Source organism: Paenibacillus cisolokensis, assembly GCF_018403665.1.
Classification (GTDB): Bacteria; Bacillota; Bacilli; order Paenibacillales; family Paenibacillaceae; genus Paenibacillus_AH; species Paenibacillus_AH cisolokensis.
In genome coordinates, this window is the sequence record NZ_BOVJ01000165.1 from 1 (window position 1) to 16873 (window position 16873).

16 protein-coding genes and 1 pseudogene are annotated in these 16873 nt (G+C 60.5%); 13 read left to right on the forward strand and 4 right to left on the reverse strand.

Annotated features, from left to right (window positions below):
* The first annotated feature begins 362 nt into the window (after positions 1 to 362).
* From PACILC2_RS20920 to PACILC2_RS29790, 9 genes are all read left to right on the forward strand, one after another.
* A complete protein-coding gene (locus PACILC2_RS20920) occupies positions 363 to 1061 on the forward strand; it encodes a type II secretion system F family protein (RefSeq protein WP_244863700.1) in 699 nt (232 codons plus the stop codon).
* Positions 1062 to 1096: 35 nt separating this feature from the next.
* Positions 1097 to 1972, forward strand: coding sequence for a type II secretion system F family protein (locus PACILC2_RS20925; protein WP_213530618.1), 876 nt, complete (start codon positions 1097 to 1099; stop codon positions 1970 to 1972).
* 107 nt (positions 1973 to 2079) lie between these two features.
* Positions 2080 to 2277: a Flp1 family type IVb pilin gene (locus tag PACILC2_RS20930; protein WP_213530620.1), complete on the forward strand. Its 198-nt coding sequence runs from the start codon at positions 2080 to 2082 to the stop codon at positions 2275 to 2277.
* Positions 2270 to 2956, forward strand: a complete 687-nt coding sequence (locus PACILC2_RS20935) for a TadE/TadG family type IV pilus assembly protein (RefSeq protein ID WP_213530622.1) — start codon at positions 2270 to 2272, stop codon at positions 2954 to 2956. The genes PACILC2_RS20930 and PACILC2_RS20935 overlap by 8 nt, the downstream gene beginning before the upstream one ends.
* 119 nt (positions 2957 to 3075) lie before the next feature.
* Complete coding sequence (locus PACILC2_RS20940; protein ID WP_213530624.1) at positions 3076 to 5274, forward strand: hypothetical protein; 2199 nt, start codon at positions 3076 to 3078, stop codon at positions 5272 to 5274.
* Between the two features lie 31 nt (positions 5275 to 5305).
* The gene (locus tag PACILC2_RS20945; protein WP_213530626.1) at positions 5306 to 6118 is read left to right on the forward strand and encodes a hypothetical protein; all 813 of its coding nucleotides are present in this window, start codon (positions 5306 to 5308) and stop codon (positions 6116 to 6118) included.
* A 94-nt stretch (positions 6119 to 6212) separates the two neighbouring features.
* Positions 6213 to 6716: an A24 family peptidase gene (locus PACILC2_RS20950; RefSeq protein ID WP_062495140.1), complete on the forward strand. Its 504-nt coding sequence runs from the start codon at positions 6213 to 6215 to the stop codon at positions 6714 to 6716.
* A gap of 25 nt (positions 6717 to 6741) precedes the next feature.
* A complete protein-coding gene (locus PACILC2_RS20955; RefSeq protein ID WP_213530628.1) occupies positions 6742 to 7740 on the forward strand; it encodes a DUF6382 domain-containing protein in 999 nt (332 codons plus the stop codon).
* Positions 7737 to 8639 (forward strand): FHA domain-containing protein, encoded by a 903-nt coding sequence (locus PACILC2_RS29790; RefSeq protein ID WP_213530630.1) that lies wholly within the window; start codon positions 7737 to 7739, stop codon positions 8637 to 8639. The genes PACILC2_RS20955 and PACILC2_RS29790 overlap by 4 nt, the downstream gene beginning before the upstream one ends.
* Position 8640: 1 nt before the next feature.
* Here the strand turns inward: PACILC2_RS29790 and PACILC2_RS20965 are convergent, their stop codons facing one another.
* The 3 genes from PACILC2_RS20965 to PACILC2_RS20975 form a co-directional block, all read right to left on the reverse strand.
* Positions 8641 to 9543, reverse strand: a complete 903-nt coding sequence (locus PACILC2_RS20965; protein ID WP_213530632.1) for a TIGR01777 family oxidoreductase — start codon at positions 9541 to 9543, stop codon at positions 8641 to 8643.
* Positions 9544 to 9690: 147 nt separating this feature from the next.
* Positions 9691 to 10272 (reverse strand): LytA/YqiH family protein, encoded by a 582-nt coding sequence (locus PACILC2_RS20970; protein ID WP_213530634.1) that lies wholly within the window; start codon positions 10270 to 10272, stop codon positions 9691 to 9693.
* A gap of 110 nt (positions 10273 to 10382) precedes the next feature.
* The gene (locus PACILC2_RS20975) at positions 10383 to 10832 is read right to left on the reverse strand and encodes a DUF2621 domain-containing protein (protein WP_062495133.1); all 450 of its coding nucleotides are present in this window, start codon (positions 10830 to 10832) and stop codon (positions 10383 to 10385) included.
* Between the two features lie 96 nt (positions 10833 to 10928).
* Here PACILC2_RS20975 and PACILC2_RS20980 point away from each other — a divergent pair, with 96 nt between their 5' ends.
* The 4 genes and pseudogenes from PACILC2_RS20980 (at position 10929) to ppnP (ending at position 15701) form a co-directional block, all read left to right on the forward strand.
* Positions 10929 to 12056 (forward strand): deoxyribonuclease IV, encoded by a 1128-nt coding sequence (locus PACILC2_RS20980; protein ID WP_062497187.1) that lies wholly within the window; start codon positions 10929 to 10931, stop codon positions 12054 to 12056.
* Positions 12057 to 12167: 111 nt separating this feature from the next.
* Complete coding sequence (gene purU, locus PACILC2_RS20985; protein WP_213530636.1) at positions 12168 to 13004, forward strand: formyltetrahydrofolate deformylase; 837 nt, start codon at positions 12168 to 12170, stop codon at positions 13002 to 13004.
* A gap of 249 nt (positions 13005 to 13253) precedes the next feature.
* Positions 13254 to 15272, forward strand: a complete 2019-nt coding sequence (tkt, locus tag PACILC2_RS20990) for a transketolase (RefSeq protein ID WP_213530638.1) — start codon at positions 13254 to 13256, stop codon at positions 15270 to 15272.
* A 112-nt stretch (positions 15273 to 15384) separates the two neighbouring features.
* Positions 15385 to 15701, forward strand: a pseudogene (ppnP, locus tag PACILC2_RS20995) (pyrimidine/purine nucleoside phosphorylase).
* Positions 15702 to 15817: 116 nt separating this feature from the next.
* Here the strand turns inward: ppnP and PACILC2_RS21000 are convergent.
* Positions 15818 to 16720, reverse strand: coding sequence for an NAD(P)-dependent oxidoreductase (locus tag PACILC2_RS21000; protein WP_213530640.1), 903 nt, complete (start codon positions 16718 to 16720; stop codon positions 15818 to 15820).
* Between the last annotated feature and the right edge of the window lie 153 nt (positions 16721 to 16873).

Genomic DNA, 16873 nt, shown 5'->3' on the forward strand with positions numbered 1-16873 from the left:
TGAACCCGCTCTATCTGTTCGTCGACGAAGGCGAGGCCCGAGCGGAGTCGCGGGCGGACTGCGGCCTACCGGTAACGCCATGACACGGCTGCGCAAGCTGGAGATGGCGGGCTTCCGGCGGGCCGACAGCGGGGTGGCGTCATGAACGCCGTCAAGCGGTCCGGCCCCGCAGAGCGGCCGGCTGCGCGGCGGGAAGCCGTATATTCCGCCGTACCGGCGGGGGCGGAAAATTCCGGCCGGCCCGTGTACCGCTGGCTCGACTGGCTCGGCTTGAGCTTTCCGGAGCGGCGGGCCGCGGGGAAGGACAGGGGCGGGGAAGCTCTTCCGGATTACGGCGAATATCATCTGAGCGCCGGCCGGTTTTGCTTCTTGCGCTGGCGGGCTGCGCGCTTGCGTTTGCGGGAGCCTATTTATTCTACCGGTCGGTCGCGCTCTCGCTATTGTTTGCGCCGGCCGGCATGCTCTTTCCGCGTTTCAGGCGCCGGTCGCTGCAGGCCGGCCGCCAGGAACGGCTGAGGCTGCAATTCAAGGAGGCGTTATTTTCGCTCACATCGTCGCTTGCGGCCGGACGCTCGGTCGAAAATGCCTTCTTCGCGGCGACGGAAGATCTCGCGCTGCTTTATCCCGATCCGCATACCGACATCCGGCGGGAGTTTGCAGCGATTTGCCACCGGTTCGAGAACGGCGAGCCGCTCGAGAGCGCTCTCCGCCATTTCGCCGACCGCGCCAGGATCGATGAAATCAGCCATTTTGCCGACGTTTTCACGACCTGCAAGCGGGTGGGCGGCGATCTTGTGGAAGTGATCAAGCGAACGTCGCAGCTGATCGGGGACAAGCTTGAAGTTCAGCAGGAAATTGCGGTCATGCTTGCCCGCAAGCGGTTCGAATCGCGCGTGATGATGGCCGTGCCGTTCGTATTTCTCGCTTTTCTCGGATTTGCAGCGCCCGACTATATGGAGCCGTTGTACGGCGGGTTCGGTTATGTGCTGCTGACGGCGGGTTTGGCCGTAATTTTGGCCTGCTGCTTGGCCATGATCCGCATTATGAGCATCCGGTTATGATGCTGTGCGGCGGCCAAAGGAGATTAGCGGAAGGGGTGAGGCTTATCGCTTGGTTGTTGACGGCTGTGCTGGCCGTCATCTGGGTGCTGCTTGCGGTCGCCGCTCGTTCGCCGCAACTTGCGCAAGCGGCTGCTCGTCCGCCGCAACGAACGCAGGCGGCCGCAGCCGGGAAACCGGCAAAGGCCGGCGGTTTCGATCTGAACGAGCATGTCATGACCTTGCCCTTTATGTGGGCGCTGGAGAGTTGCCGAGGATATGAACGGATGTCATTGTGGTTGGCCGGCCGCCATCAGCAACTGTTGGTGCTTTACGGACAGGGCTGGACGCTGGAGCGGACGAAACGTTTTGTCGCGCATGCGTTCGGGAGCGGATACGGGGCGCTGGCCGGCAGCGCGGCGATAGCCGCCGCCGGAGAGGAGACGGCCATTCTCGGCCTGGGCGTCGTGCTTGCGGCGCTGTTGCCGGCCGTCCGTTTTCACGGCGTGACCGCCCGGCTGGAGAAGCGCAGGCAGGATATCGTGCTGGCGCTGCCGGATATGCTGAGCAAGCTGATGCTGCTGGTCGGCGCGGGCGAGACGGTGCAGAGCGCGCTCATGCGCTGCGGCGACGGTTTGCGGCAAGCCGGTCATCCGCTTTACGACGAATGGGCCAGGGCGGTAAGCGCGATGCGCAACGGCGAGCCGTTCGGCAAAGCGATCGAGCAGTTCAACCGGCGCTGCGGCGTACGCGAGGTGGCCGTTTTCACGACGGTGCTGCTGCTCAATTACCGCCGCGGCGGCGATCAATTCGTTCTTGCGCTGCGCGAGCTGTCCTATACGCTCTGGGAGAAGCGCAAGTCGGCGGCGAGAGCGAGAGGGGAAGAAGCGTCCTCGAAGCTGCTTTTTCCGCTCGTCGGCATCTTTTTGTCATGATGGTGCTTGTGGCGGCCCCGGCGATGATGCTGATGTCGTAAAAGTAATGGCAGCGGGCGGGTTGCACGAAAAATCGATTTCATGATTGCGGAAGGAGAACGTATTCGATGAGAAAATGGTGGAAAGCATGCAAGCGGCGTGCGCAATCGTTTCGGCATGCGGAGGACGGAATCGGGACGCTGGAAATTATATTGATCATTGCGGTGCTCATTATAATCGCTCTCCTGTTCAAGGATTGGATTATCGAGCTGGTCAACGATTTGATGGGCAAAGCTTCCGATAAAGCCGATGAAGTGTTTGATTAACCGCGGCTGCCGTCTCGCCGTCCGATTTCGTCGCGACGACGGAAGCTTTGCGCTGGAAGCGGCGATGGTGATGCCGGTCATATTGACGATCGTTTTCGTCCTGCTGTTTTTCGGCCTGTATATGTATCAGAACGTTATGCTGTACTACACCGCTTCCGCGGCCGCGGAGCAAGCGGCTTTCGGTTGGGACAATAGCAGCCGCGATCCGAAGAGCGGTCTTGCCCCGCCGGGACAATATGACGGCTTGTACTGGCGATTGGGCAATGACGACATGCTCCGGTCGTTATTCGGCATCGGGGACGCGCCCGAGAAGACCGTCGTTGTGATACCCGGGGAACCGGGAGAAGACGATCGGCTGCCGGCGCGCAAACTGCTCAGGACGGCCGGACAGATGCCGTCAGGCTACGAAGGCGATGCCGGGTACGGACGGGAAGGGCTCCTCCGTCTGGTGGAAATAAGACTTCGCGAGCCTGTGGAATCTTCGCCCTTGGCGAAGTTCCGGCTTGAGGCCGAGCCTGCTACGCGCGCGGCGTCGGTCGTTGCGGATCCGGTCGAATTCATTCGCAGCGTCGACCTTGTCCGCTATTATGTGAACAAGTTCGGCCGGAAGCCGGAAGGTCGCACACAGGCGGGAGAAGTGCTCTCGTCCTTGCCCGGCGCGAGGGGGGAGCGTCACTGAACCGAAAGGCGAACGGCCGGCGGATCGGCGTCGGAGGGAACGATAGCGGGAAGAATAGCGGCGGGAAGGACGGCTATGGGAAGAATGGCGGCGGGGGAAACGACCGAGGATCGGTGACTGTGTTCCTGATCATTATAACTGCGGGCATGCTGCTGTTTACTTCGCTTCTGATCGATTTTTCGCGCATCGCCGCTTTCAACCGCAAGCTGGACGGCGCGACGCGGGCGGCGGTCCGCTCTGTGCTTGCCGCTTACGATGCGGGACTGTACGAGCGGTACGGGTTATTTGCCCGGGGCGGTACGCCGGATGACGAAATTATGGGTCCGGTGCTGGAAGACTGGCTGAACGGGCCGGACGGCGGCCATTTTCGCCTGCTCGACGCACGCCTTGTCGAATACGGCACCAACGTGTCGCAGGTGCTCGGCGATCATGACGTGTTTCGGCGCCAGGTGCTGGAAGAGATGAAATACAAGGCTCCCATCGATCTGACGCTTGAGCTGGCGTCGAAGCTCAAGCCGATGTCGGGCGCGATGAAGGAAGCGGCGGCGGCCGTCGATCTGCTGGAACGGCTGCGGAAGCTGTACGACCGGCGGGAGCAGCATTTGGCAGCCGCCATCGAAACGCAGCGCGAGGCTGCGAACGCGGCGAAGGACGCCAATCTTGACAGCCTGCTGCCGCTTCAGGGAACGGCCGGCCTTTCGCGGGATACCGTGCAGGACGTCGCGGCAGGCTATGCGCAATATACCGCCTGGATCGCAGCGGATGCGAGCCGTGAGGAAGGAACCGAGCCTGTGTACGCCGCCGAAATTGCCGCGTACGAGCGGATGGCGCGAGCGGTCAGTCAGGAGCTGCGGCAGTCGAGTATGCAGGCGGAACAGGCGCATCGGCGCATGGAGACGCTGGCGCTGCAGGAGCTGGAGCTGGCCCGTCAGATCAACCGGGAGATGAGCGAAACGGTCGCCCGCGCAAGAACTTCCGCCGCCGGGCGTGACAGCGGATTCGTTCGGCTCGGCGAAAGCGCGGTTCAAGGCGGCGCTGCGTCGATTCCGGCCGGCGCGGAGGACGATCTGCGGCAAATCCGGGATACGGTCGACCAGCTGCTGCTGCCGGATGACTGGTTCGGCGAATTTCGGGAGGAGATCGTAAGCCAGGCCGCCGAGTACGCATCCTTCTACGCCGAGGCCGGCGTTTTCCAATCCAGCGTGTCGGCGGCTCTGGGAGGCTACGGCGGGGACGGCTCGGCGCTGCATGACGGAGCGCGCCGGCTTCAAGCTTCGTACGGCCGGTTCTATGAGAAGTATATTCGACCGGGTACCGTTATCGCGGCACGCGAGCGGGCGCTGCAAAGCTCGAAGCAGGTCAGCCGGGAGGCCAAACGGAAACAGGCCGAAGCCGACGAGATGTGGAAGCGGGTGCGCGGCGTTCTGCATCAGCTCCGGGCGGATCCCGGGACGGAGGAGCAGCGGGAGGAGTTCCGGTTGCTGGAGCAGGCGTACCGCAGCAATCTCGCGTTCAACGAAGCGGCCGCAGGGTCGCCGCCAGAAGCGGCGGGGCTGCCCGAAGAAGCGGGCGATATGTCCGGAGATGCGGCCGGCCTGTCGGAAGGCTTGTTCGGCAGTATGGCCGACATGCTGGAGCATGTTCGCGACCCGTTGTATATAGGCGAATATACGATCCAGCGCTTCTCGACGTTCGATCCCCGGAACTTTACAGGCTTCCTTGGGGTAACCGGTCCGGGGGAAGAAGCGGACGATGCTGCGGCGGATTCGGGAGGACTGGCGGAAGCGTTCAATCTTGGCAATCAGGAAGCGGAGTATATTTTATACGGGTTTCACGATCCGGTCGCGAATATCGCTGCGGCATACGGCGAATTGTTCGCGTTCCGGTTGGCGATACGGACGATGGAAGGGCTGATCGTGAACAAGTCGCTTGCGCATCCGCTCCTTATTTTGCCGGCTGCGCTGTTGTATGGGTTGAAGATGGCGGTGGAGGACATGATTTCGTTTGCCCGGGAAGGGGCCGCTCCGCTTTCCAAATACGTGCCGGTACGTTTGACGTATGCCGATTATTTGCGCCTGTTTATGCTTCTGCACGGCGGCGACGCCGGACGGCTTTCGCGCATGATCGCCGTTATCGAGCGGAATACCGGAACGGATTTGTCGCTTACCCCGGCAGGCGTATCCGGAGAAGTGCGGGCTTCGGTCAATCTGTGGTTTTTGCCGGGCCTGATGAGAACTGTTAACCGTTTGGGAGTACTGGAAGGAAAGGTTGCCGGAAACCGATATGAGACATCCAAAACGATCGGCTGGTCCTATTGACGGGCTGCGGGGAGAAAAGGGCGGCATTTCGGTGGAAGCGTCGCTCGCGATGCCGTTGTTTCTGCTGCTTGTCCTCTTCCTGGTATGCGTCGTCAAGCTGTCCGCCGTGCAGATGGCGCTGCAGTCCGCCGTTTCGCAGACGGTGCGTCAGGCGGCGGCGACGATGTACGCCGCCTATCTGGCGGCGGACGCGGCCGATTCCGATAACGAGGCGGTCAACATGCCGATGGCGGACTGGCCCGACGCCGCTGCCGAAATCGCCGGCTGGCTGCCGGAGCCAGCCGGCTCCGTCATATCGGCGGCGATGAAAGGAGACTGGGGACCGGCCCGGGATTTAGCGGCGACGGAGCTCGGCAGGGAGGCGATCGAGCCGCTCATTCGGCGGTTTGCCGACGCGGCGGAGCTTGAGCCGGAGCGGGTCCGGTTGAGCCGGCTTTCGCTGCCCGATCTGAACGATCGGCGGGACGCTTATTTGCGATTGGAAGTATCGTACGAATTTCCGATCAAAGTTCCGTTTCTTAACCGGCCTATCGTACTGAAAGAAGCGGCGGCGGAGCGGGTTTGGGTAAGCGACCCGCAGCCGGCGATGTACGGCGGCGGCCAGGAGGAAGGGCAAAGCGCGCCGCTGCAGATCGTGTCGATCGAACCGAATCCGCTCAGGCCGGGCCGAAAAGCGCGCGTCGTCGCGAGAACGGAGCCGGGCGGCCAGGTCTCGCTCGAAGTGAACTACAAAAGCGGACGCAGCAAGGCGAAAATTTGGGCGATGCTGCCGCGAATGCGGACGGATTGGTCGAATGGACATGGCATGTTTCAGGCAACACGACGCCGGGGGTTTGGGAACTGACAGTAAAAAACGCCGCCGGGGCGAGCGTTTCCATGCATTTTGTCGTAGCGAAATCCGGAACGGCCCCGGATAACGGATAAGGAGGGATTTGCCGATGAGCGCAGCCGCGCTGGGCGCTGCGGCTTTGATTGCCGCCGCTTTCGTCACCGATATACGTACGATGCGGATTCCGAATTTGCTGACAGGCGCCGGTTTCCTGCTCGGTCTCGGCTATCATGGGGCAACCGCCGGCTGGAACGGAGCGGGTTCGGCGCTCGCGGGAGCGGCGGCGGGCTTCGTTCCGCTTCTCCTTCTCCATCTGATGAAAGGGATCGGCGCAGGGGACGTGAAGCTGTTCGGCGCGCTCGGAGCCTGGCTGGGCGTTTATGAAACCGCGCAACTGCTTATGTACTCCATCCTGTACGCCGGGGCGATCGGCTGCATCGTCATTGCCGCCAGCCGACCGTTTGCGCGGCGGCTATGGACGGGCATCGCGCTCTTCATCGCGCCGGGCCGGCTCGGCATGAAGAAGGAAGTGTGGAACGGCTGGGCGGCACAAGGGCTGAAGTTTCCGTTTATGCTGGCGGTCGCGCCGGCGGCGGTTACGCTATGGTGGTGATCACATATGCGCAGGAGGGAAAGGATTGAAATCGCTACGCATTGATTTTGCGATGAACCGGGGACATGAAATGATTGTCGATGCGGAAAACGGCATTCGCCGCAACGAACTGGACGAGATCGAGCTGAACATGCTTCAAGCCCACTCGATTCCGCGCTTGCTGCCGATGGAGTGGATCGAGCTGGACGGCTGCGTGTCGTTCCGTTACAAAACGGCGGGCAAACGGCTGCTCACGCATCGCTTTCATCTTCAGCCGCTGACGCCGGAGGAATATTACCGTCTGCTGCTCGCCATCGTGGAGACGCTTGACGATTGCAAGCATTATATGCTGAGGCCGGAAGGCTGTTTGCTGCAGGAACACTGCCTGTTCGTCGGAGAATCCGTAGACGATGTCGGCATCGCTTACTTGCCCCTGAACGATCCGAACCCGGAAAAAGGCGGAAAGGCGGGGGAACTGCTGGCGCTGGCCGTCCGCTGGACGGCCTATGTCCGGGAACCGGTCGGCATCGACCACCAACGCATTCTGCGCGAGCTTGAAGGAGGCGAATCGTGGAGCGGGCTGCGTCAGACGCTGCAGGTTATGGCTGCGCATACGGAGCAGAGCGGCAGGCATGTGCGGACCGGGGCGTCGGACGGCTGGGGCGTAGGCCGGCCGAAGATGAAAGGAAGCTATGAGTCGCTGCATGGCTCCGCTGACGTGGCTGCAACCGATGAAGACTGGCCGTCCGGGACGCCGAAGCCGTACTTCGGCAATGGCGGATGGCCTCCCGGCGAGGAAACGCCGCATGCGGACGAAGAAAAGAACGAACGGGAGGCATCGTCCGGCAGCAAGCGAACGGTCGCCGTTGCGCTTGCCGCGCTGGCCATTGCTTTCATTTGGCGGTTCGTATACGGTTCGGCGCCCGACAGGACCGGTCTTCTGTTTTCCGGCCTGCTGACTGCCGCGACCCTCGGACTGCTGGCTGCCGTTTGGCGGAAAAACGAAGCGAGCCAAGGCGAGCGGAGTTGGCGGAGCGCGGCTTGACGGAACGTGATTTGACGGAACATGATTCGGCGGAGCGCGGCTTGACGGAACGTGATTTGACGGAACATGATTCGGCGGAGCGTGGCTCGACGGAACGTGACTTGATGAAGCGTGATTTGATAGAACACGACTTGTTGAAACATGACTGGGCGGAGCGCGATCCGGCGGAACGTGACGGGACGGCGCATGGCCAAGGGAATAACGGGAAGGCGGAATATGGCCCGCAGGAACGGGGACCGATGAAACGAGTGAAACGGCCGGGATGGCTGGAACATCCGGACAAGCTGGGGCAAATGGAACGTATGAAACAATTTGAACAGATGGAACAAAAGGAACAGATGGAACAAAAGCAACAAAAGCAACAAATGAAGCAAATGGGACAAATGGGACCAATGGGACCAATGGGACCAATGGAACGGGTGCCCGGACATTTCGCATGGAAGGACGCGGCAACATGGCAAGGGCGAGCGTCCGAACCGGAGATCTCGGAGCAGACGATTGCCGATCATTCCTGGGTGGCGCAAAAGGCCGATGCTTCCGCCGATGCGACGCAATGGCTCGGTACGCGCAGCCAATCCGGAGAACCGCTCGGTACATATTGGCTGGAGCGCAAGACCGGTTTTCAGGTGGAACGGCTGCCGATCATAGGAGAACTGACACGGATCGGTCGTGCGGAGGACAGCGTGCAGGTTGTCGACCGCTCGCCGGGCATTTCGCGGATTCATCTGGAACTGGTGAACAAGAACGGGGAAGTTACCGTGAAGGATATGGGCTCGCGCAACGGCAGCACGCTGAACGGAGAGACGATGATTCCCTATAAAACATACAAGCTGCGGGAAGGGGATCTCCTGCAGCTTGCCGGGACCGGCGGTCCTGTCTATGAATTGAAAACGGGTTGAATCAACGGCCGACAAGGTTATGGACGGCGCTTTGAATATCGGGGAAGCGGAACCGGAAACCGGTTTCCAATGCTTTGCGGGGAATGACGCGCTGGCCGTCGAGCAGCAGAGTCGACATTTCGCCGAGCAGCGCCTTCATCGCGGCAGCCGGCACGGGAAGCCAGTGCGGGCGTCCCATCGCCTTGGCGAGCGCCCGTCCGAACCGGTCGTTCGTGACCGGCTCGGGCGACGTGGCGTTCACCGGCCCGGCAATGCCGGGCGTGTCCAGACAATGCAGAATGAGCCGGACCATGTCCTCGATATGGATCCACGACATCCACTGCCGTCCGCTTCCGATACGTCCTCCGGCGAACAAACGGTAAGGGAGCGCCATCAGCGGAAACGCGCCGCCGCGCCCCAATACGACGCCGGTGCGGAGCCGGATCACCCGGCCGGCCGGAATGGCGCCGGCGGCCTCCTCCCAGCGCACGGCCACGCGCGACAGGAAATCGCTCTCCACCGCCGGGCTGTCCTCATCGAACGTTTCCGTTTCCGAGGTTCCATAAATCGAGACGCCGGACGAATTGATGACGGTATGCGGGCGAGGCTCGAGCCGCTCGGCCAGCCGTGCGATCTCCCGGGCGGCGAACAGCCGGGAATCGACGATGCGCTTCTTCGCCCCGGCCGTCCACCGCTGATTGATCGTCTCGCCAGCCAGATTGACAACCGCTTCGACACCTTGCAGCTTGCCGGGCTGGGCGGCGCACTCGTCCCATGTGACGCCATGCAGCTTCTCCCGGGTTTCGCCGCCAGTTATTTTGCGCGGGGACCGGGTAATCACCCAAACTTCATCCCCGCGTTCCAGCAGAGCATTCGTCAAAGCCGAGCCGATAAAACCGGTTCCGCCGGCAATCGCGACCTTCATGCGACACGCACGCCTCCTTGCCCGTTTCGCTTTGTCCTTCATTTCACTTGCCAATTTCCGATATGTTTATATTGAACGAATATATTCAGAGATTCAGAAATCCATTGCGCAGAGCGAGCGATTGCACGGCTTCTTGAGCAGAGCGAATTATTGCACGGCTTCGATTTTGGTCAGCCACAATTGCTTGACCGATTCCTCTCCGCCGTCGACTTCTTTCTCATAATATTCGTACCGGATCTTCGTGTCCGGCTCCAGCGCGGCGACCGTCTCGGCAAGCTGCTCCTCGATCTGGAATGCGGCCGGACCGTTCGCCGTCTCAATTTCCACCGAATGGCCGTCGATCTGGCCGTTATAAATACCTTCGGCTTGCTGTACGACGGGGGCGCTGTCCGCATCGGACGATACCGGCGTGTCGGGATCGGCTACGCCCGGCTCCTCCACCGTGCCTCCGCCGCCTTCGCCAGGTTCGCTCGACGGTTGCCCCGCTCCTCCTTCATTGCTGTCGGAACCGCCGCCGGTATTGGCACTGTCACCGTCGACTGCGCCGCCGCTTCCCTGCGAGATTCCGGACGTCTCGTCGCTTTGTTCGGTTGGAGGCGTTCCGCCCAGTTCGCGGTTCTCCTGGCCATTATTCGTGCTGCCGCAAGCGGTGGCGAGCATGGCCGCCAGCAGCAAAGCCGATGCCGCGGACAGCATTTTTTTGGCATGTTTTCTCTTGGTTGTTGTCATTTCAACCACCTCCTGCTTTCTATGACGAACCATACTCCCGGAAAGTTCCAGCTTTATCGGATCGTTCGTCGTCGTTTTGCGGAAAACGAAAGGAGCAAAGGGCCTGTCCGTCAGGCATGATTCTCTTGCTGGAACAAATGCTGGTAGGCGCTGTAGTCGATCCCCTGTTTGTCGAGAAACTGCCTGAGACTGCGGTAATCGCGTTTCGGCGTCGCCAGAATGTATCCTTTGATGCAATGCTCGCGCGTCACTTCGGTCGAACCGCTTTCGACGGCCACCTGCGCGATCTTGGCTGCGATCGAATGGCGGGCGATATCGCGAAACGCTTTGGGAACGGGAGAGACAAGCTGCTCCAGAAAAGCTTTCGAATCTTCCGACCACATGCCCCGGCTCCGTTCGACCCAATAGTTTTGCCAATCCAGCTTCGATTTTCCGTCGCGCTGCGGCAGCACCTTCAGAAATTTGCGAAACATAAAAAAGCCGCCGATCGCCATAAAACCGACCATGACGACGGCCCAGAACAAGATGAAAAACATAAACCAGTTAGGGGTTCCGTTCATCCAGCTTTCACCTCTATATGAATTATAGCGTATTCCTAGATTTATTTCGATATTCCCTGTAAAATAGGAAGGTATCTAGGAAAGGGGCGATTGATGATGTTGAAAATAGGCTCCCATGTATCGTTTTCGGACAAGGGTTTGCTCACGGCGGCCCAGGAAGCCGATTCCTACGGCTCAACCACGTTCATGATTTATACCGGAGCGCCGCAAAATACGCGCCGCAAACCGATCGACAGCTTATATATTCCCGAAGGCAAGGAAGCGATGGCCAAATCGGGCGTGGAGGAGATCGTCGTTCACGCGCCATATATCATTAACCTCGGCTCCTATAAGGAAGACACGTTCGAGCTGGCGGTTCGTTTTCTGCAGGAAGAAGTGCGCCGCACGCATCATATCGGCGTCCGCAACATCGTGCTTCACCCCGGCGCCTACACGGACAAGGATGCGGAGTACGGCATCGGCCGCATCGCCGAAGGACTTAACGAGGTGCTGGACGGAACGGACGAGACGGACGTCAATATCGCGCTGGAAACGATGGCCGGCAAAGGGACGGAAATCGGCCGCACGTTCGAGGAAATCGCCCGGATAATCGATAAAGTCCGTCAAAACGACCGTTTGACGGTCTGCCTGGACACATGCCATATGCACGATGCCGGCTACGATCTGATCGGCGATCTGGACGGCGTGCTGGAGGAATTCGACCGGATCGTCGGGCTTGACCGGGTGGCGGTCGTCCATCTGAACGACAGCAAAAATCCGCGCGGCGCGGCGAAGGACCGGCACGCTCCCATCGGCGCCGGCTGGCTCGGATTCGATACGATCAACGCGGTCGTGCATCACGAGGCGCTGGCCGGACGGCCGTTCATTCTGGAGACGCCGTGGATCGGGAAAGATGCGAAGAAGCAGCGCCCGATGTACGAAGCGGAAATCGCCCTTCTGCGCGGCAACGCGATGGAGCGGTTCGGCGAGTCGTTCTTCGATCATGTCGAACGGCTGCATCATTTCTTCGGCAAACAGGATATCGATCCGAAAGTTTTTGTGCTCTCCACCTGGGAGACGCTGAAATCCGACGCCAAAGCGAAGAAGGCGGACCCGCGCGAGCCGATGGAACGGCTTTACGATCTCGTCGTCGAGCATCAGGTGCTGACCGATCTGAGCGAGGAAGAGATCAACCACCGCATTACGGCGTGGTTTGCCGGCAAGCAGCTGCTGGTCAACGCCTGACGCCTAAACCGATATTATTATTGCCAATGGAAGGAAGTAAAATTTCATGCAGCAAAACCCGTATCAAACGCAGCAGGTCAAGCGACGCGAAGACAAAAAAACCGCGCGAGAATGCTGATCTCGTGTCCGGACCGTCCGGGCATCGTGGCGGCCGTCTCGCAGTTTCTGCACGAGCACGGCGCCAATATCGTCCAGTCGGACCAGTATACGATGGATCCCGAAGGGGGCATGTTCTTTATCCGCTTCGAATTCGACCTGACCGATCTGGAGCGGGAACTGCCCGTTATTCAGGAAGATTTCACCCGGGTGGCGGACCGTTTCGACATGAAATGGCATACGTTCCGCGCCAGCCGCAAGAAGCGTCTTGCGATTTTCGTTTCCAAGGAAGATCATTGCCTGCTGGAGCTGTTGTGGCAGTGGCAGGCCGGCGATCTCGATGTCGACATCGCCATGGTCGTCAGCAATCACCCGGATATGCGGGAACTGGTGGAAAGCTTCGGCATTCCGTATATTCATATCCCGGTGACGCCCGAAACGAAGCCGGAAGCGGAACGCAAGCAGCTTGAGGCCGTGAGCGGAAAAGCGGACCTGATCGTGCTTGCCCGGTATATGCAGATTATTTCGCCGAAGTTTATCGAGCAGTTTCCGAACCGCATTATTAATATCCATCATTCGTTCCTGCCCGCATTCGTCGGAGGGAAGCCTTACCAGCAGGCGTATCAGCGGGGGGTCAAGCTGATCGGCGCGACGGCCCACTATGTCACCGAGGAGCTTGACGGCGGCCCGATTATCGAGCAGGACGTGCAGCGGGTGACGCATCGCGACAATGTGGAGGATCTGAAGCGGATCGGCCGGACGATCGAACGGATCGTGCTGGCCCGCGCCGTCAAATGGCATACGGAGGACCGCATTCTCGTCCATCAGAATAAAACCGTCGTGTTCAACTGACAGCGGAAGCGGCTTTCGTTGCCGTCCGGCGCGTTTTATCCGGGGACGGCTGTCCGTTCGAAGGGAACAAATGGCCGGGTGCCGGCGGTATTTGCCGGAGGCCCGGTCTTTTTTTACGTGGAAAACGGATAAAGGGAATGGTACAATATTTGAAAGCCATCTGGCACTGGCACCAGCGCCAACTTTCGCGAAAACCAGACATAAAGCGAACAGTCACGGCAAGATATAATTTCTAGGAGGAAACTTGTGATGACCGTAACGCAAAAATCGATTGACCAGCTTTCCATCGATACGATCCGCACGCTTGCGATCGATGCGATCGAAAAGGCGAAATCGGGGCACCCGGGCATGCCGATGGGCGCCGCGCCGATGGGCTATCAGCTTTTTGCCAAAGAGATGAAGCATAATCCGTCCAATCCGGGCTGGATCAATCGCGACCGCTTCGTCCTGTCGGCCGGTCACGGCTCCATGCTGCTCTACAGCCTGCTGCATCTGTCGGGCTACGATCTGCCGCTCGAAGAACTGAAAAATTTCCGCCAATGGGGATCGAAGACGCCCGGCCATCCGGAATTCGGGCATACCGCAGGGGTCGACGCGACGACGGGACCGCTCGGCCAGGGACTCGGCATGTCGGTCGGCATGGCGATGGCGGAAGCGCATTTGGCCGCCGTATACAACAAGGAAGGCTATAATCTGATCGATCACTATACGTACGTCATCTGCGGCGACGGCGATATGATGGAAGGCATCTCTACCGAGGCGGCGTCGCTGGCCGGCCATCTGAAGCTGGGCAAGCTGATCGTGCTGTACGATTCGAACGATATTTCGCTCGACGGCGAGCTGAGCCTGTCGTTCTCGGAAAACGTACAGAAGCGTTTCGAAGGCTACAACTGGCAGGTGCTGCGCGTCGAGGACGGCAACGATCTGGATGCGCTGGCCAAAGCTATCGCCGAAGCGAAAGCCGAAACGGAACGTCCGACGCTGATCGAGGTCAAGACGATTATCGGCTACGGCAGCCCGAACAAGGCGGGCAAAGGCGGGCATGCCGGTCCGCACGGTTCGCCGCTCGGTCCGGATGAGGCGGCGCTGACGAAACAGGCTTACGGCTGGACAGCCGAAGAGCCGTTCCATGTGCCGGACGAGGTGCGCCGCCATTTCGCCGAAGTGAAGCGCGCCGGCGAACAGGCGAATGCGGAGTGGGACGAGCTGTTCGCGAAGTACAAAGAGGCCTATCCGGAACTTGCGGCGCAGTTCGAGCGCGCCGTAAACGGCGAACTGCCGGAAGGCTGGGATGCCGCGCTGCCGGTATACTCGCCGTCGGACAAACCGCTGTCGACGCGCGTCGCATCCGGCAATGCGCTGAACGGGCTGGCGGCGAACGTTCCGCATCTTGCCGGCGGCTCCGCCGATCTGGAAAGCTCGACGATGACGCATCTGAAAGGGTTGCCGGTGTTCAAGCCGGGCAGCTACGAAGGTCGGAACATCTACTTCGGCGTGCGCGAATTCGGCATGGCCGCCGCGATGAACGGCATCAGCCTGCACGGCGGGATCAAAGTTTACGGCGGCACGTTCTTCGTGTTCACCGACTACTTGCGGCCGGCCGTCCGGCTGGCAGCGCTGATGAAGCAGCCGGTTGTCTACGTGCTGACGCATGACAGCATCGCGGTGGGCGAGGACGGTCCGACGCACGAGCCGATCGAGCAGCTGGCGTCGATTCGGGTCATTCCGGGGCTTACCGTCATCCGCCCGGCCGATGCGAACGAGACGTCCGCCGCATGGGCTTATGCGGTGCAGAACCAATCGAATCCGGTTGCGCTCGTCCTGACGCGCCAAAATCTGCCGGTGCTCGAAGGAACGGCGGAGCAGGCGCGCGAAGGCGTTGCCCGCGGCGCATACGTCCTGTCCGATGCGGCGGACGGCAAGCCGCAGGCGCAAATTATCGCGACCGGTTCGGAAGTTTCGCTGGCGATCAAGGCGCAGCAAGCATTGGCCGAAGAAGGCATCTCCGTTCGCGTCATCAGCATGCCGAGCTGGGATCTGTTTGACAAACAGGAGCAGTCGTACAAGGACGCCGTCCTGCTGCCTGACGTAAAAGCGCGGCTCGCGGTCGAAATGGCGCATCCGTTCGGCTGGGAGCGGTATGTCGGCGAAGCCGGCGATGTGCTCGGCATCGACACGTTCGGCGCTTCCGCGCCCGGCGACCGCGTGGTGAAGGAATACGGCTTCACCGTCGAGAACGTGGTGGCGAAAGTGAAGGCATTGCTGTAAAGAGATGTAAGAGAGAAAACAAAACGATATTCGGGTATACGCGGCTGGCGGCTTGCATAGAGCGTCCGGCCGCTTTTCGTCCCGATGACCGGAGAACGAGAGGAGAACGGGTATGTCCCAATTCGAAAATGTAACGATCATCAAGCAAGCGAACGTTTATTTTGACGGCAAAGTTACCAGCCGCACCGTTGTGTTCCCCGACGGGACGAAAAAACGCTCGGCATTATGCTGCCCGGCGAATATGAGTTCGGAACGGGCGACAAAGAAGTGATGGAAATATTGGCGGGAGATCTGAAGGTGCTGCTGCCGGGCGATACGGAATGGAAGCATATTCAGGGCGGGGACGAATTTGTCGTACCGGCCAATTCGAAGTTCAGGCTGCAGGTGGCGGCCGTAACCGATTATTGCTGTTCCTATATAAAAGAATAGACCGGCGCCCGGCGCGGCGCCGGTCGGGGCGCGCAGCGGCAGCTGCGCGCAAGGCATTCGGAAGCTTTTACGTTCGGAAGGATAGGGGGAGCGGACGCGGCGGCGATCGCCGCCGCTTACTTGTCCCCGCCTCCGCCGTTCAGCTTCCGGCCGGTCCATTGCTCATAGCTTTTGGCAATGGCCGACAGATCCAAGTCGCCAAGTCCGAGCGCCTGGCCGGTCTGCATGACGCTTTTGGCGGCTTCGAGCATCGGCGTCGGCACGTTCAGGCTGTCCGACAACGAGGAGGCAAGACGAAGGTCTTTGAGCATAAGTCCGAGTGAAAATTGTACGCTGTAGTCTTCGGCGAGCAGCTTCGGGCCTTTGAGATCGGCCATTTTGCTGCCGGCGCCGCCCGATTGGACGAGCTCGATGAACTGGGCGGCGTTAATGCCGCCGCTCGCGGCAATGGCCAGCCCTTCCACGAGGGCGACCGTGTTGATGCCGACAATGGCATTGTGCGCGAGCTTCGCAACGGCGCCGCTGCCGCTCTCGCCCATATACAGCACTTTGCGGCCCATGGCCAGCAGTATGCTTTCATGCTTGCGGAGCGTCGCTTCGTCGCCGCCGACCATGAAGACGAGCGTACCGTCCTCGGCCGCCGGCTTGCTGCCGGTGACGGGGGCGTCGAAAAACGCGGCGCCGCGCGTCCGGGCGTCGGCTGCCAGACGCCGCGCCAGCTCCGGAGAAATCGTGCTGCTGTCGAAGATGACGGCGCCTTCGCGAACGCCAGCGAGCACACCGTTGTCTCCGTCGTATACTTCGGCTATGGCGGCGTCGTTGCTGATCATTGTGATGACCGCGTCTGCGGCGCGCGCCGCTTCCGCCGGAGTCGCCGCTTTCCGGGCGCCGAGCCTGACGAGCTCGTCGGCCTTGGCGGCCGTACGGTTCCAGACGGTGACGGCATACCCTTTGCGAAGCAGATTGGCCGCCATCGGCGCGCCCATGGTTCCGAGTCCGATAAATCCGATATGCTGCATGATAGCCCTCCTCGTAATATCTGGTTTATCGCTTTGTTGTGCGTTGGCAGGCAAAGCCTGTCTTTATTGTAACACACCCTGATCCGCTGTTCCCTTGTTTTCGCGGGATAAATCCTTTATTCTATTGCTAGTCCCAGGATTGAAGGAGGTTTA

Bases quoted from the DNA above. Each gene is read 5' to 3' on its own strand.
- PACILC2_RS20930 (WP_213530620.1), top strand. From the start codon at position 2,080: ATGAGAAAATGGTGGAAAGCATGCAAGCGGCGTGCGCAATCGTTTCGG.
- purU (WP_213530636.1), top strand. From the start codon at position 12,168: ATGCTGATCTCGTGTCCGGACCGTCCGGGCATCGTGGCGGCCGTCTCG.
- tkt (WP_213530638.1), top strand. From the start codon at position 13,254: ATGACCGTAACGCAAAAATCGATTGACCAGCTTTCCATCGATACGATC.
- PACILC2_RS20950 (WP_062495140.1), top strand. From the start codon at position 6,213: ATGAGCGCAGCCGCGCTGGGCGCTGCGGCTTTGATTGCCGCCGCTTTC.
- PACILC2_RS20970 (WP_213530634.1), bottom strand. From the start codon at position 10,272: ATGACAACAACCAAGAGAAAACATGCCAAAAAAATGCTGTCCGCGGCA.
- PACILC2_RS20965 (WP_213530632.1), bottom strand. From the start codon at position 9,543: ATGAAGGTCGCGATTGCCGGCGGAACCGGTTTTATCGGCTCGGCTTTG.
- PACILC2_RS21000 (WP_213530640.1), bottom strand. From the start codon at position 16,720: ATGCAGCATATCGGATTTATCGGACTCGGAACCATGGGCGCGCCGATG.
- PACILC2_RS20975 (WP_062495133.1), bottom strand. From the start codon at position 10,832: ATGAACGGAACCCCTAACTGGTTTATGTTTTTCATCTTGTTCTGGGCC.
- PACILC2_RS20980 (WP_062497187.1), top strand. From the start codon at position 10,929: ATGTTGAAAATAGGCTCCCATGTATCGTTTTCGGACAAGGGTTTGCTC.